Origin of the sequence: Paenibacillus sp. FSL L8-0158 (assembly GCF_038592965.1) — a bacterium.
In the GTDB taxonomy this organism is placed as follows: Bacteria; Bacillota; Bacilli; order Paenibacillales; family Paenibacillaceae; genus Paenibacillus; species Paenibacillus polymyxa_D.
In genome coordinates this window covers 4,124,220-4,137,823 of the sequence record NZ_CP151949.1, presented here as the reverse complement: position 1 = coordinate 4,137,823, position 13,604 = coordinate 4,124,220, and the positions used below count along the sequence as shown (strand labels likewise).

Genomic DNA, 13,604 nt, shown 5'->3' with positions numbered 1-13,604 from the left:
GAAGTTATTCTGCTGCAATCAGGAAATGGCAAAGCGAACGCAGCCTCGACTACGGCGCTGTTGATTGCGATTTAGCCCGGAGCTTGTCATTAATACCGGGTCTGCGGGTGGGCTCGATCCAGCGCTACTTGCTTTTGCGACAGAAGCGCTGGCGGAGACCAGGATTGAGGGGCAGATCGTCAACGGTTTGATTACGACGGCAGACTCCTTTATCTCCCAGGCTGAGCGCGCCCATTTTATCCGCAGCCAGTTTGCTGAAGCGAAAGTGACGGATATGGAAGGGGCCGCGGTCGTTCAGACTGCGTACCAGTTTGGTGTTCCATTTTTGGCTGCAGCCAACTCGGCCGCAGCGGTTGTGGCTCTTGTAGCCGCATATGATAGAGACAAGCTTTGATGTATTCAATGGCACTATTCAGGAACGTTTTTTCTTCGGCTTGCCATACTGATTAATGAGAGTTCGAAGTTGTTTCCCGGCTTGGTTCAGCTCCATATCGTTCAACACATAATCGGTGCTGACTTCCCAGGTGCTGTGGTCATTCAGATGAAAAATAAAGGCGGGAAAGCGAGGGAGCAGCCATTTGCGGATGGAGGCCCCTTCGAATTCGACTTTAGTGATTGCAGCCCACGGGACAGTTCGAATACCATCAGAAATGCTGTGCTCGTCAAAGATGAATAGATAGGTATCCTTACGAAGCGTTCTGCTCAAACAAACCACGAGATAGCTACCGAAAAAAGGAAGTCCGACAATGGCGGACGTAATAAAGAAGAAGATTTGTAGAGCTGAGATATCTTCGTCGATAAAAATGAGCAGCAGCAAAAACAGACAAATAAGCACAAACATCAAGCTGCCCATGGCTTTCCAAAATGCCAAAGATCTTCGATATACAATTTTATCCACGGAATACCGCCTCGTCGGGGACAAACGCCTGAATGAAATCAGTTATTCGTTCTCTCCAGTCAGATTCGGTCACACTTTCAATTCGCAGACATGGAGTGGCCTGCATATCCAGTTCTGTATTTCTTACAATCCACACATCATTCATTCCTTTAAGAACAAATAGCAGATTTGTAACAGAAGGACCATCTTCATCCGTATCCGTGTATACCATTTGGCTCAAATTATCAAGGCTACACTGATTATGTTCAAAATCCTCTCGCCAGTCTTGTATCATTTGTTGAGCCGACTCATGAAGCTTCCACGTTGTCATTTGCTGCATGGTGAAGTTGGATGAGGTTAACTCATTCCACTGTTCTTCGGTCAGATCGACGTATCGGCTGTGCGCATTGAAGTTCGGAGCAGACAGGCCGAACAGTTGATCAATGTCGTGATGCCAGTCTTCTGGGGAAGACCAGCGAAAGAAATGGAGTTCATTGTGACTGGAGAAATGATATAGAAAACGTTCATTTCCATGGTGTATCGTTAACGTATTTTGCTTATGCTGTTGCTCTTTGTAGCCACGTAGCATCTGACGACTTTGTACCAAATGAGCTAGCATTTCAACAATGAACGCATCAAATTCGAGCTGTTGTTGCTCGTCATCCCGTTGTTCCATCAAACCCTTGGATATCAGGCTATGCGTTGCGGCATGAAAAAGCAGTTCCCAGCGATCTTCGGTTAGTTCCCCGTAATAAGATTGGAGCAGACCAGAAGCCATATCTTCTGCGCCCAATGCGGTCAAGGCAAAGCCTAGTTCCTCAAGCGTTAAAATTACCGTTTGTTTGTCCATAGTCAGGCTCCTTCTCCATCTGTTAGGTGTGTATATTATTTAAATAATTTGCTGGCCCAGCGTATCCCTTTTTCAGCAAATTTGGCGACTTTTCCGCCTGCCCAGCTTCCCACTGTACCGCCGACGTATGCCCCGACGGCTGCGCCGACCGGACCACCGATAGCACCGCCTATGGACCCCAAAACGACAGCGCCGCCATAAGTTGCGGCGGTTTTAATCGCTACGTTAGAAGCAGATACAGCTACATCCGTTCCGGTAAGCTTCCCGCTTTTCCATTTTCCAGCCAGACTGATGCCCTCGCCCACAATATTCATGGTGGCATTAATAGGGTAGAGCTTTTTAGCGATCATGCCGGGAATTTGGCGGGTGGCTATGCCGTAACGTCCTTTTTCCACCCCGGCGATGACGTTCCGTGTCCACTGAGGAAAGCTGTTGGCTTTGTTGAATCCGAGGCCGAGCTTACCCATTTGAAGCTTTCCAGCTAAACGATCAAAGCCCTTTAAACCCTTCATCACAATACCCGGTTTAGCGAATTGGCGGTTTAGGCTTTTGCCTAAATTACGCATAAAAGCATTGTTACCTTTGCCTTTCACCCATGCCGCATTATGTATAACCGCTCGAGTGGGATTCTTCAGACTTCTCTTGAATTCTACTGTTTTGGTGAGCACAAGTGTGGAAGCTAGACCGCTATAGATCGCTGTTCCGGCAAATCCCAGTTGCCCGCGCCATTTGTTGGCCTCTGACAGGCTGTTAATGGCTATATCTGCTGGATCGGGTCCTTTTTTCCCGGAAGCTGCCTCTTCACCGTTGCTGATCTGTCCGCTGTGATCTCCTTTGGTAATACCCGAGTCTGTTTGGGTATCTGTTTCCTTGAATTTTTCTGCAATGGAACGCAGCTCTGTGCTGACAGAACCGACAGTTTGAGTGAAAGCATCCATTTGTCCACGCGCTTTATGAAAATCCTGATAAAAGCGCTGCTGTGTTGTTCCTGCCCAGCTATTTTCCAACATCTGAATATGCTGTGACAGTTGTCCGCAAATTTGTGCCCCCAGCTCACGTGCCTGTGCGAACTGCCTGGAAACCGCTTCTAGTTTCTCAGGAGGAACCATAATTTTAGCCATGATGTCCACCTCGGATGATTAAAATAATTACTTATATTTTAGTGAATCCAGTGGGGGTTAGCAAAAAAAGGAGGGGATTTTAGTGAAAAATAAGTCATTTGTATGAGTTCATGAGGGTGCATAAGGGAGAATAGTAGGAGGTGTTATGATCCGAAGTTCTTATAGTCATTCATAACGAAACGAAAAAAGCCACTCTTTTCAAATGGAGCTTTCCATTAGAAAGAGAGGCCTTCTTACGTAGAGACTAATACATATTTCGCATCGGTTTAATTATTTTAGCGGAATCTGCTTGGACAGCTTTTCAAACTGCTGCAAGTAAGGAGTGACCTTGGCAGTAATTCCTTTGAGATACTTGATGGACGCTTGTCTTTGACGTTCTTTGGTAGCAGTCTCTTCAGGGAACATGGAGTATTCCTTTTGGACAGAGCCATTTTTATAATTTACGGAGAAGAGCTCTCCTTTTTGCCACCTTTGGACCAGATCTTGATTACTGTGCAGGATATTTAACACTTCTTTTCCATTTTTATAAGTGAAGCTGTAGTCTGGATCGGCCACAGCGTGGATCACTTGGTAGCCGTTCTGTAATCCATTGTTCTGAAAAGTACCTACTTGGATCTCGTTCGAACGTACGGTTCCATCCATTTGCGTCACTTTTTCAGTCTGCGTACCCTTGCCGCTCATCGTGTCATTGCTCCATGTTCCGTTGTATACGACTTTATGATTTTGTCCATCTGCATCCGTGTATTGATTTGTATATTTTCCGGTACCTGAGCGCTTGCCATTCACAAAATCACCCGAATACTGCTTATATTCGCTCCATTTGATCGTACCACGTCCGTTAGGCTGCCCATTCTCGACCTCTCCATAGTAAGTAGTCTGACCGGATAGCTGAAGCAATTCCTTGGTTGCAGCCGCATTCGCCGCAGGTGTACTTACAGACAGCGCTCCAGATATCAGCGATGCGGACACCATAATAGGCAGTGATAGAGCCTTCCCTTTTTGCCAAAGTTTTTGCATCATGAGTTCTCCCCTTTATACTATTTTGTGCTTGGTGATTTATAGTTTAATATATATTGAGAATTATAGGAAACTGTAGAGTGAAAACAGCTAGTTAGGAGAGAGATTCATGAATTTACCTGAACATGGGAGTGAGGATGTATCGAGCATCCTTGCCGTGGAGTTGGAACATGAGCCTGCGAAGACCATAAAAGGAATCCATCATGTGGAGCCTGATGCTAATATTTATTGGCTGATTGATGTGGAATTCAGTGGTTTTACGTTGTCAGATGAGGATATTTTGCAATTGCTCAAAGGATGTATCGTGTATGGGCATGTTCATGATTTGCAGGTGTAGACTAGTGTGGGGCGTAGACCAGCAGGCGAATGCCATTTTGATAAAATTTGTATTTGTATAGATATATTCGATAATGTAGAGATGCAGGTTTGTTTGGATGAAGCCAAGGTTGCAGACTTTATGAACACACTGCCAGCGCGTTTTCAGGAGAAGGGAACTGTTCATGTGCTTCCTCGAGAGGATGCTGCCCATGCACGTGCAAAAGCGGAAAAACTTAAAGCATTTACAGATCAGGAAGGTGAAAGGGAACACACTGTCATGCTTAGGCTGGTAGCGGATCAAGGCCAATCTTACCGTGGAGCGGATATCTGGGATGTCATGCTGAGTCTCGGAATGGAGTGGGGAGATATGGATATTTTCCATGCACACCATCACGGGCCGGGAGGTTATGATGAACTATTTAGCGTACATACGGGGACCGAGCCTGGCTTTTTCTGGTTGAGTACACTCGCAGAGGATCGCTTTGCAGATTTGGTATTCAGTATGGATGGGGTACGAACCGTGCAGCCACAAACGGTGTTTGAGGCGATGTGGAAAAGTGCCGAATATGCACGCACCAGACTCGGCGGGACATTAGTAATGAACAGGGTCTGCCAGCTGTGCCGGAAGATTATCTGCGCCAGATTCAAGAGATGGAAGATCGACTAAGAGAGTTTGGATTTAAAGCAGGCGAGGATGTTGTTCTGTTTCTATTCTAGATTAGAAAGGAGTGATTTCGTTGTCCAGCAACGCTATTGAGAAGCTAAGAATGATTCTAAAACGTAAAGCTACTATTTTTCATACAGGGGGTCGTAGACCGTCGGATTCCCTTGAACAAAGCTGGATTGGTAGAGTTACAGTGGCCTTGCCAACGGAGGAACAACCCATTGATGTACAGGGGAATGTTATGGCTCCGATCATGCAATTGTATTTGCCGGCCTTGCCCTTTGTCCCAGAAGCTATGCGTAGCATCAAGCTGTTGACAGTCTTCCTGTCTCCCGATGTACTGGATCATGAGGACATGGAGGGATATATGTGTATTCGAGAGTATACGTCGGTAGAGGATTTGGTCGAAAAAGATTTTGGTCCGGCATTTATGCAAATCAAGGCGTTCCCGCTATTCCCTGAGCTTAAAGAGAATGATTATCCGGTTTGGGACGGCGATGACATCCCTGAGGAATACGGCTATGCCCTCGACCAGATGGACGAGGAGGACCCCGACTATTTTGAGGACATCGTAGAGGAAATATATGCGGTTCACAAAATCGGCGGCTATCCCAGCTTTATTCAATCGGGCATTGACTTTGGCGAGGGCTATGAATTTGTATTTCAGATTACGTCAGATGCCAAAGCCCAATTGAATATTGTCGATGGAGGCAGCTTTTATTTTGCCAAGCATCAGAATGAAGGAGTCTGGCGGGGGTGCTTTGATTTTTACTAATCAACTTAAGTAGAGAACGGTCTGGAACCGATCATTCTTGCCATCGTTAGAAATGTTTATGCCAAACAATTACATACGCGCGTGCTGGATCGGGCCTGGCAGGCCATTTTCAATCATGTGGACAAATGAGGACAGAGAGCAACTATAGGAGATTGGCATAATAGCTGAAGGAGTGGGCAGCAATGAGTGACTGGGAATCGGGAATCATTCAGGTCGATGGTGAGCGTGCTATTGACTCATCGTTAACGAAAGATCAGTTGTTAGAGGCCGCTTGGTATTCGAAATATTTTCATTCTGTAAGAAAGCTAGGGAATGAGTATATCTGGTATCATTTCGATCAGGTTTCTTTGCTGCGTCGGCATTTTTTTGTGTCTGTATGCTTTAAGGATACAAGCCTAATTGTTGTTGAGATTTCGCTTCAGGGCGATGAATTTCCAACTTCGTGGGATAATTGGTCTGAGGAAGGGGAAAGAAAGCGGCAAAGGGAGCATGATCGTTTGTTACAGCAACATTTGTCCGTAAAGCCAAGCTATCGTCAAACAAAGCCCTACCCCTATATGGAATATGAGCTGAATTGGGGGAAAATCTCTTCTTATTTTGACCCCCGGTCAGGAAGTACAGCCATTGCTTTTAAGTATAAAGATGAATAGAAATCTTATATAAAATACACTACAACCCTTCGCTTTTTGTTGGAAGTGAGGGTGTTGGATGAGTAAGGGAGATGTGTTGTGGATAAAAAGGCAAAAAAAATACTGATGAACACATTCTGGTCCTCTAGCGGCTGGAAGCAGGAGCGGGGATCTTTTTCAGGTGAGGATTTTGAATATGCCAAAAGTAAGGGTTTGATGTTCGATCCGATCACCATTACACATAACGAGATTATAAACAGGTTACATGAGCTGCACCAGCAAAAGGCTACAAAAGAGCGAGTGGCAGCAGCGTTTTTGCACAGTCTTTCCACGAAAAAGGTTCATTTACGAAGCGCCTTATCGAGCTGGGCATTAACCGCAGGGATTCCTTTGCACACCTATGGTGAGCGGCCTGTCGTCTTGCCCAATTACAGTAGCTGTGGGGATTGTAATTTTAATAAAATGATGTCCGATAAGGAATATGTCAATGAAGATTTGAATGTGCTGAATTTTGAACGAATCAAATGGGGCGGTATTCGTCTGAACCACCTTCTGTATTGCTGGATGGACCTTGAATTGTTCAGTCGAGAAGAGGATGTTCAGGTTTCCGATGAGGATCTAGCTATACTCCATAACATGCTCGAAGTTGTTCAGAACTGTGATGCTCAAAGCAGTGCGCGTCAATTGGAAAAGCGCTGGAAGGATGTGTTTCCATCCAGCAAAAACGAGCGTGATGTGGTCATGGAGGTGTGGGGATATGCCGGACTGCTGGTCCCGCAGGACACGCCTCGTAAACGACAGAACGGCAATCATGATTTTTATTCCGTAGCAGCTTGGCAAGGAGATGACGGATACTCACAAGAGGCGTTGGACTATTTCTTTGGTACGTTTTTATAGAGAAAGAGAATCGTTATGCCACATTTTGATCATGATGGTTCCTCAAACAACAAACGTTCTTCTTCCCGACTATGAATGGCATTGACAACCAGAAGCGCGTGGAACTGCTGAAGAACTTCAGGCGTAAGCCCTTCTTCACGGATCCCGGCTTTGAGCTCTTTTACAATGATTCGGAGCAGATCATGATCCCGTGTAAGTTTGGCGACAGCCTCCTGCAGTTCCGGTTTTTTCTCGACCATTTCCTCATAGAATCCTTCCTCTTCTGCATCAGCATGGCTGAGAATGCGGGTTTCCCAATATTCGATCAAGTGGTCGGCAGCCTGGCGCGCCACCTGGAATTCTTTTGCTTCGAGTAATTCCTCTACTTCTCTCGTCTTATCTAGAGCGCCAGATAGCCCGCCTTGATGAATGGCATGATGAGCATGCAGTTGACGTAAAGAAGGTCCTCCCATAACAGTTCATCCTTTCTTTGTTCCCTTTTTTAGTACAGTATAGCATAAGAAAATAGCGTTATTTTTCCGGTTAGGATTTTCCCCTCTAAGGAAAAGGGAACTCCCTAATTGGTTCAATTTCATATAATACTTAGAATGAAGTTAGAAGATAAAACTCAATCTTGGGGGAATGGATGATGAATCGATTAACCGAAATAATAGACATAAAAAAGATTGTGAAAAAAGGATCAAGGGTTTGAGGGGGATGAGCAGATACATACCCAATCAACATGGAGCCTGGGCCATGCTCATTCTTCCATTTTTATTCGGTTTAGCTGCTTCTCGAGGGGATCTCATTCATATACCCCTATTTGTGTGCTGGTTTTTTATCTACTTATTCAGTTTTCCTGTCCTCCAATGGATCAAAACAGGCAGCAGTGAAAGATACCGCAAACCCGCCGTTGTATACGGAGTGATATTACTTCCTTTATTAATTTCACTGCTATGGTTTGAGCCTGCCTTGATCTGGTATGGAGTTCTTTTATTGCTCTTTTTTATGGCTAATATTTATTTTGCGAGAACGAAAAATGAACGTGCTTTACTCAATGACATTGTTGCAATTCTACTCTTTTGTTCTTTTATATATCCTGTTATTTATATGGGGGGAGGAGAGGATTGGAGGGTAGCAACAGAGCTATTCTTGCTTTTGGTGCTTTACTTTATCGGAACTGCTTTGTATGTCAAAACGATCATTCGTGAAAGAAAAAATATACGTTACCATTATGCTTCCGTTATCTATCATGTGGTGATTTTGTTGTTTGCTACTTGGTTAAAGTTATTTCTGTTTGTTCCTTTTTTAATTTTTTTGATAAGAGCCATTTGGCTTCCTAAACTCGGATTAAAGGCAAAACAAGTTGGCATGGCGGAAATTGGATTTTCAATGATGCTCTATGTTTTTGTGTTGTTTTTATATTTCTAAAAGGAGAGACATCAATGATATCTTTGAAAACGCCGCGTGATTATCATACTGACCCGTTTATAGTCATCTGGGAGGTTACACGAGCTTGTGCTTTAAAGTGCCTTCACTGTAGAGCGGAAGCTCAGTACAAACCTGATCCTCGCCAACTGACACTAGAAGAAGGTAAAAAGCTAATAGATCAAATCGCTGAAATGAATCATCCGTTGCTTGTATTCACAGGCGGAGATCCTTTAATGCGTCCTGATCTGTTTGAACTGGCTCAATATGCAATTGAAGAGAAAAAACTGTCGGTTTCAATGACCCCTAGTGCCACCCCTAAAGTGACACGAACAGCGGTAGAAAAAGCAAAGCAAGTTGGATTATCGCGGTGGGCATTTAGTCTGGACGGTTCATGTGCCGAAATTCACGATCATTTTCGGGGTACAGCGGGTTCTTACGATACGACCATGCGAGGAATTGGATATTTAAAGGAACTGAATATCCCTATTCAAGTGAACACTACGGTGTCCCGGTACAATCTTCATGACCTGGAGCAAATTGCAGAAAGAGTAAAGGAAATGCAGGCTGTGTTATGGAGTTTATTTTTCCTTGTTCCAACTGGACGTGGCATGGAGAAAGATATGATTACTCCTGATGAGCATGAAGCCGTAATGAAATGGTTGTATCAAATACAGCAACAGATGCCGTACGGTGTGAAGGCTACAGAAGCTCCTCACTACCGGAGGGTCGTACTGCAGCAAAAGCACAGCGCAGGTGAGAGCAGTGTAGCAGACGGACAAAAGAGGGCAGATGTTTTAGGACGTGCTCCTAAAGGTGTAAATGACGGAGATGGATTTGTTTTTATAAGTCATATCGGCGAAGTATACCCGAGCGGTTTCCTGCCTCTTATGTGCGGGAATGTACGAGAGGATAGCTTGGCAGATATTTATCGCAATTCTTCGATCATGATGAATCTTAGAGATAAATCCCTACTTAAAGGTAAATGTGGAGTCTGTGAATTCAAGGCCGTCTGTGGGGGCTCCAGAGCAAGGGCTTTTGCAATAACAGGAGACTATTTGGAGAGTGACCCTTATTGCGCTTATATACCCGGGGTTGGAGAGGAAAAGTGTTTTCATGAAGAAAAGTTCTAAAAAAGTCGTTATTCTCGGTGGAGGAATAAGCGGTTTAAGTGCTGCCTTTTATGTGAAAAAGCTGGCTGAGGATCGGCAGCTTGATGTGGAGATTACACTGGTGGAGAAAAGTGACCGTCTAGGAGGAAAGCTGCAAACTGTTCGCAAAAACGATTTTATGATCGAAAAAGGACCGGATGCTTTCTTGGCCAGAAAGACGGCAATATTGGATTTGACTATGGAGTTGGGGCTGGAAGCAGAGCTGGTATCGACAAACCCGAAAGCCAAATCTGCTAGCATTTTGCATAAGGGCAAACTTCATACGATGCCGATGGGCTTCATTCTGGGCATTCCAACAAAGCTCACTCCCTTCATTCGGACAGGACTTATTTCTCCGCTGGGAAAAGCACGGGCAGCCCTGGATTTAATCATTCCGGCGAAGAAAGGTGATGCGGACGAATCTCTAGGTGATTTTATCAAACGGCGTCTCGGCAAAGAAGTTCTGGACCAGATTACGGAACCTCTGCTGTCTGGAATTTACGCTGGGGATACACATTCCCTGAGCCTCATGTCAACCTTCCCTCAATTTAAACTAATGGAACAAAAGCATGGAAGTCTGATTAAGGGTATGTCTAAAGGGGCGGGAAGAAAGCCAGCAGTACAAGACAAACTGCCGGATATCGCTAAGAAAAGTATGTTTCTTTCTTATCGGCTAGGATTATCTTCGATCGTGGATCGGCTAAAGGAAAGGCTGGATACCGTACGTTTTGTTATGGGGCAAGGTGTAGTAGAAGTAAGGAAAGAAAGCGGATATCAGGTCATTTTAGAACATGGACAAAAAATAGATGCGGATGCGGTGATCTGCGCTGTTCCAGCTTTTGAAGCGGCTACATTATTCTCCGGCGTTGCAAGCGCTAGCTGGTTACACAAGATTCACTATGTTTCCGTAGCCAATATTGCTCTTGCTTATAAAAACACAGATCTTAATCTTAATTTTGAGGGAACGGGATTTTTAGTACCCCGCAAAGAAGGCAAAAAGATTACGGCATGTACTTGGTCTTCGACGAAGTGGAGCCATACCGCTCCTGAAGGATATACGCTATTACGGACCTACATCGGACATGCAGGTGCACAGGAGTGGATTCAGATGACAGACGATCAACTTGTGGATGCTGCGCGTAAAGATTTGAAAGATTTAATGGGCCTGGAAGCGAAACCGGAATTCACCGAAGTCAGTAGGTGTGATCGATCAATGCCGCAATATCCGATTGGACACCAAGAGCATATGGCGAAGATCAGACAGGATTTCGCACAGGATTTACCGGGTGTTTTTCTATGTGGTGCCGGCTATGGGGGTGTTGGAATTCCAGATTGCATCGCTCAAGGGAAAGAAGCGGCTGAACAGTTGCTTTCTGATTTTTTATAATCAGGCTCTTTCCACGAGTGAAAGAGGGAACCCCCTGATTGGTTCAGCTTTAAGGGAGACGTAGAATGAAAGTTAAGTATAAAATCGAAGTAAGATGGAGGAATGGAAGATGAGCCAGTTAACGGAAGAAACATGGGTGGCGGACATTGTGAAAGCAGTACCCAAAACGGGAGATCTGTTTCGCAAACTGAGGATTGATTTCTGCTGTGGAGGGAAAATATCGCTCCGTGAAGCAGCAGCCAATCAAGGTCTCCACGCTGGTGAACTGCTGACGCAGATACATGAAGTGGAAGAAAAGCAGGCACAGCATAAGCAAATGCAACCTCCTTCACTCGAACCAAAAGAACTAATCGCCTATATTCAAAATGAGTATCATACGAAGCTTCGGGAAGAACTATCGGCGTTAACGCCGTATGTAACCAAACTAACGCGGGTTCACGGCGAACGTTATCCGCATCTAAAGCGAGTTAATGAACTGTTCACCTTGCTTAAACAGGAAATATCGGAACATATTCAATATGAGGAGGACCTTGTGTTTCCGATGATTGAAGCATTTTTACAGGAATCAACAGTGGAACAAGCAGATGAATTAAATCCAATTTTGTCCAAGTTGCAAGACGAACATCAAACGGTGGTGGAATTCCTGAAGGAAATGCGCTTGATCACAAACGGCTTTGAGCCGATGCAGGAAGCTTGTGGTACGCACCGACTCGTATTGAAGCGGTTAGAAGACCTGGAAGCAGATATTTTTAATCATATTCTTCTTGAGAATTGTACACTGGTCGAACGTACGAGACAGGCACAGCTAATAGCGAAACCCATTAATTAATGATGAACTAACATGAGGAGCCGAACCAATTGCATAAATTAATTAAAAGTAGCACTGTTTTCGTTTTGGTTATTTCCATCATTTTATTACTTTCAGGGTGCGGTGCGGGGCAACAATCAGCTTCAAATGGTAGCAGCACGACCCAGAACAACGAGGCCTCCAGCCAGGATTCTTCGAAAAAGGCTGAAACTGTTGAGCTTACCATATCCGCAGCTGCAAGTTTAACGGATGCGCTCAAAGAAATTCAGCATTCATACGAATCCGCCCATACAGGCATCCAATTGAATTTTAACTTCGGTGGCTCTGGTGCGTTGGAAAAACAAATTGAGCAAGGAGCGCCGTCGGATTTGTTTCTGTCCGCTTCGAAGAAAAACATGAAGTCTCTCGTAGATCAGCAGTTAATAGAGAGTGATAAACAAAAAACATGGCTGACGAATGAATTGGTCGCGGTTATCCCAGCAGATGGGACGATGAACATTGCGAGTGTAACCGATTTAACAAAAAAAGAAGTGAAGAAAGTTGCGATCGGAATACCTGAAAGTGTTCCTGCAGGCAACTACGCACAGGAAGCGCTGACGAAAGCGAAGCTTTGGGACACGTTACAGAGCAAGCTGGTTCAAGCAAAAGACGTTAGACAAGTGCTGCAATATGTGGAAACTGGGAATGCTGATGTCGGATTTGTATATAAAACAGATGCATTGACTTCACAAAAGGCAAAAATCGCCTTTGCGGTGGATCCCAAAACCTATTCACCTGTTGAGTATCCAATCGGAATTATCAAAGGTTCAAAGCACATTCAAGAAGCCGAAGACTTTTATGCATACCTACAATCACAAGAATCTCTGAATATTATGGCTAAGTATGGATTTACCATACCGAAGTGAGCATGCAAGATATAGATTGGAATGAATATTGGCCTCCTATCCGCTTATCGTTGCAGGTTGCACTGTTATCCAGCGTTCTAGTAATCATATTAGGCTTGCTTGTGGCATGGTCCATGTCGCGATTAGGATTATTTAAAGGGAAAACGGTTGTTGAAACCGTGCTTATGCTGCCTTTGGTACTCCCACCGACAGTTGTTGGTTTTTTACTTTTAATAGTACTTGGACGAAAAAGCGGGTTCGGACATTTTGTGGAGCAATGGTTTGGAGAACCTATTATATTTTCTTGGTGGGCTGGGGTTATAGCAGCGGTGGTAGTGGCTTTTCCTCTTGTCTATCGGACGCTGAAAATGGGATTGTCTTCTGTTGACCAGGACTTGGAAAACGCGGGACGTTCGATGGGTGCAAGTGAATGGCAGGTTTTCCGGTATATCACCTTTCCTTTAATTTTCCCTTCTTTTAAAGCTGCCTTTATACTCGGTTTTGCCCGCGGTCTGGGCGAATTTGGTGCTACGTTAATGATTGCCGGAAATATTCCGGGTAAAACACAAACGATTCCGACGGCCATTTATATTGCGGTGGATTCTGGGCATCTTCCTATGGCCTGGGCGTGGACATGCTCTATCATACTCATTTCTTTTATCATGCTCCTGTTAACGGGCCAAAAGAACAATTAATCTCTTCATATAAGCTTCCCTTTACCATAGGGAGGCTTTTTGTATCTTTCCATAGAACGAGGGATTTCCTGTAGCGCTATAGGACATTCCCTAATGGGAACAGCGATAAATGAATTACATAATG

The 13,604-nt window shown here is 44.6% G+C and carries 17 protein-coding genes; 12 read left to right on the top strand and 5 right to left on the bottom strand.

The annotated features are described in order from the left end of the window. Positions 1-64: 64 nt before the first annotated feature. The gene (locus NSQ68_RS18225) at positions 65-394 is read left to right on the top strand and encodes a hypothetical protein (protein ID WP_342426775.1); all 330 of its coding nucleotides are present in this window, start codon (positions 65-67) and stop codon (positions 392-394) included. A gap of 18 nt (positions 395-412) precedes the next feature. Here NSQ68_RS18225 and NSQ68_RS18220 read toward each other — a convergent pair whose 3' ends face one another. From NSQ68_RS18220 to NSQ68_RS18205, 4 genes are all read right to left on the bottom strand, one after another. Continuing rightward, a complete protein-coding gene (locus NSQ68_RS18220; protein WP_342426774.1) occupies positions 413-898 on the bottom strand; it encodes a DUF5381 family protein in 486 nt (161 codons plus the stop codon). Then, complete coding sequence (locus NSQ68_RS18215) at positions 891-1,727, bottom strand: hypothetical protein (protein WP_342426773.1); 837 nt, start codon at positions 1,725-1,727, stop codon at positions 891-893. Before NSQ68_RS18215 ends, NSQ68_RS18220 begins: the two co-directional genes overlap by 8 nt. A gap of 35 nt (positions 1,728-1,762) precedes the next feature. Further along, positions 1,763-2,848, bottom strand: a complete 1,086-nt coding sequence (locus NSQ68_RS18210; protein ID WP_342426772.1) for a WXG100 family type VII secretion target — start codon at positions 2,846-2,848, stop codon at positions 1,763-1,765. Between the two features lie 270 nt (positions 2,849-3,118). Then, positions 3,119-3,865: a hypothetical protein gene (locus NSQ68_RS18205; RefSeq protein WP_342429132.1), complete on the bottom strand. Its 747-nt coding sequence runs from the start codon at positions 3,863-3,865 to the stop codon at positions 3,119-3,121. A gap of 109 nt (positions 3,866-3,974) precedes the next feature. Here NSQ68_RS18205 and NSQ68_RS18200 point away from each other — a divergent pair, with 109 nt between their 5' ends. From NSQ68_RS18200 to NSQ68_RS18180, 5 genes are all read left to right on the top strand, one after another. Further along, entirely contained in the window at positions 3,975-4,202 is a 228-nt protein-coding gene (locus tag NSQ68_RS18200; protein WP_342426771.1) for a hypothetical protein, read from the top strand. Positions 4,203-4,208: 6 nt separating this feature from the next. Next, the gene (locus NSQ68_RS18195; RefSeq protein WP_342426770.1) at positions 4,209-4,850 is read left to right on the top strand and encodes a cell division protein ZipA C-terminal FtsZ-binding domain-containing protein; all 642 of its coding nucleotides are present in this window, start codon (positions 4,209-4,211) and stop codon (positions 4,848-4,850) included. 70 nt (positions 4,851-4,920) lie between these two features. Continuing rightward, entirely contained in the window at positions 4,921-5,622 is a 702-nt protein-coding gene (locus NSQ68_RS18190; RefSeq protein WP_342426769.1) for a DUF1963 domain-containing protein, read from the top strand. Positions 5,623-5,804: 182 nt separating this feature from the next. Then, positions 5,805-6,272 carry a hypothetical protein gene (locus tag NSQ68_RS18185; protein ID WP_342426768.1) on the top strand — a complete coding sequence of 156 codons (468 nt, stop codon included), beginning with the start codon at positions 5,805-5,807 and terminating at the stop codon, positions 6,270-6,272. Positions 6,273-6,350: 78 nt separating this feature from the next. After that, positions 6,351-7,148, top strand: a complete 798-nt coding sequence (locus NSQ68_RS18180; protein WP_342426767.1) for a hypothetical protein — start codon at positions 6,351-6,353, stop codon at positions 7,146-7,148. Between the two features lie 29 nt (positions 7,149-7,177). Here NSQ68_RS18180 and NSQ68_RS18175 read toward each other — a convergent pair whose 3' ends face one another. Continuing rightward, complete coding sequence (locus NSQ68_RS18175) at positions 7,178-7,600, bottom strand: hemerythrin domain-containing protein (protein ID WP_307347466.1); 423 nt, start codon at positions 7,598-7,600, stop codon at positions 7,178-7,180. A gap of 169 nt (positions 7,601-7,769) precedes the next feature. On the opposite strand from NSQ68_RS18175, the gene NSQ68_RS18170 reads away from it, so the two are divergent. The 6 genes from NSQ68_RS18170 (at position 7,770) to modB (ending at position 13,480) form a co-directional block, all read left to right on the top strand. Next, entirely contained in the window at positions 7,770-8,558 is a 789-nt protein-coding gene (locus NSQ68_RS18170) for a YwiC-like family protein (RefSeq protein ID WP_342426766.1), read from the top strand. Between the two features lie 14 nt (positions 8,559-8,572). Continuing rightward, positions 8,573-9,688 carry a TIGR04053 family radical SAM/SPASM domain-containing protein gene (locus NSQ68_RS18165; protein WP_342426765.1) on the top strand — a complete coding sequence of 372 codons (1,116 nt, stop codon included), beginning with the start codon at positions 8,573-8,575 and terminating at the stop codon, positions 9,686-9,688. After that, positions 9,672-11,093 (top strand): protoporphyrinogen oxidase, encoded by a 1,422-nt coding sequence (gene hemG, locus NSQ68_RS18160; RefSeq protein ID WP_342426764.1) that lies wholly within the window; start codon positions 9,672-9,674, stop codon positions 11,091-11,093. The genes NSQ68_RS18165 and hemG overlap by 17 nt, the downstream gene beginning before the upstream one ends. 109 nt (positions 11,094-11,202) lie before the next feature. After that, a complete protein-coding gene (gene ric, locus NSQ68_RS18155; RefSeq protein WP_307347457.1) occupies positions 11,203-11,922 on the top strand; it encodes an iron-sulfur cluster repair di-iron protein in 720 nt (239 codons plus the stop codon). A 29-nt stretch (positions 11,923-11,951) separates the two neighbouring features. Next, positions 11,952-12,806 (top strand): molybdate ABC transporter substrate-binding protein, encoded by an 855-nt coding sequence (gene modA, locus NSQ68_RS18150; RefSeq protein WP_342426763.1) that lies wholly within the window; start codon positions 11,952-11,954, stop codon positions 12,804-12,806. Next, positions 12,803-13,480, top strand: a complete 678-nt coding sequence (gene modB, locus NSQ68_RS18145; RefSeq protein WP_342426762.1) for a molybdate ABC transporter permease subunit — start codon at positions 12,803-12,805, stop codon at positions 13,478-13,480. Before modA ends, modB begins: the two co-directional genes overlap by 4 nt. The last annotated feature ends 124 nt before the right edge of the window (positions 13,481-13,604 follow it).

Coding starts and splice junctions, on each gene's coding strand:
- NSQ68_RS18215 (WP_342426773.1), bottom strand. CDS start 1,727: ATGGACAAACAAACGGTAATTTTAACGCTTGAGGAACTAGGCTTTGCC.
- NSQ68_RS18210 (WP_342426772.1), bottom strand. CDS start 2,848: ATGGCTAAAATTATGGTTCCTCCTGAGAAACTAGAAGCGGTTTCCAGG.
- NSQ68_RS18205 (WP_342429132.1), bottom strand. CDS start 3,865: ATGCAAAAACTTTGGCAAAAAGGGAAGGCTCTATCACTGCCTATTATG.
- NSQ68_RS18200 (WP_342426771.1), top strand. CDS start 3,975: ATGAATTTACCTGAACATGGGAGTGAGGATGTATCGAGCATCCTTGCC.
- NSQ68_RS18185 (WP_342426768.1), top strand. CDS start 5,805: ATGAGTGACTGGGAATCGGGAATCATTCAGGTCGATGGTGAGCGTGCT.
- NSQ68_RS18175 (WP_307347466.1), bottom strand. CDS start 7,600: ATGGGAGGACCTTCTTTACGTCAACTGCATGCTCATCATGCCATTCAT.
- NSQ68_RS18170 (WP_342426766.1), top strand. CDS start 7,770: ATGGATGATGAATCGATTAACCGAAATAATAGACATAAAAAAGATTGT.
- NSQ68_RS18165 (WP_342426765.1), top strand. CDS start 8,573: ATGATATCTTTGAAAACGCCGCGTGATTATCATACTGACCCGTTTATA.
- hemG (WP_342426764.1), top strand. CDS start 9,672: ATGAAGAAAAGTTCTAAAAAAGTCGTTATTCTCGGTGGAGGAATAAGC.
- ric (WP_307347457.1), top strand. CDS start 11,203: ATGAGCCAGTTAACGGAAGAAACATGGGTGGCGGACATTGTGAAAGCA.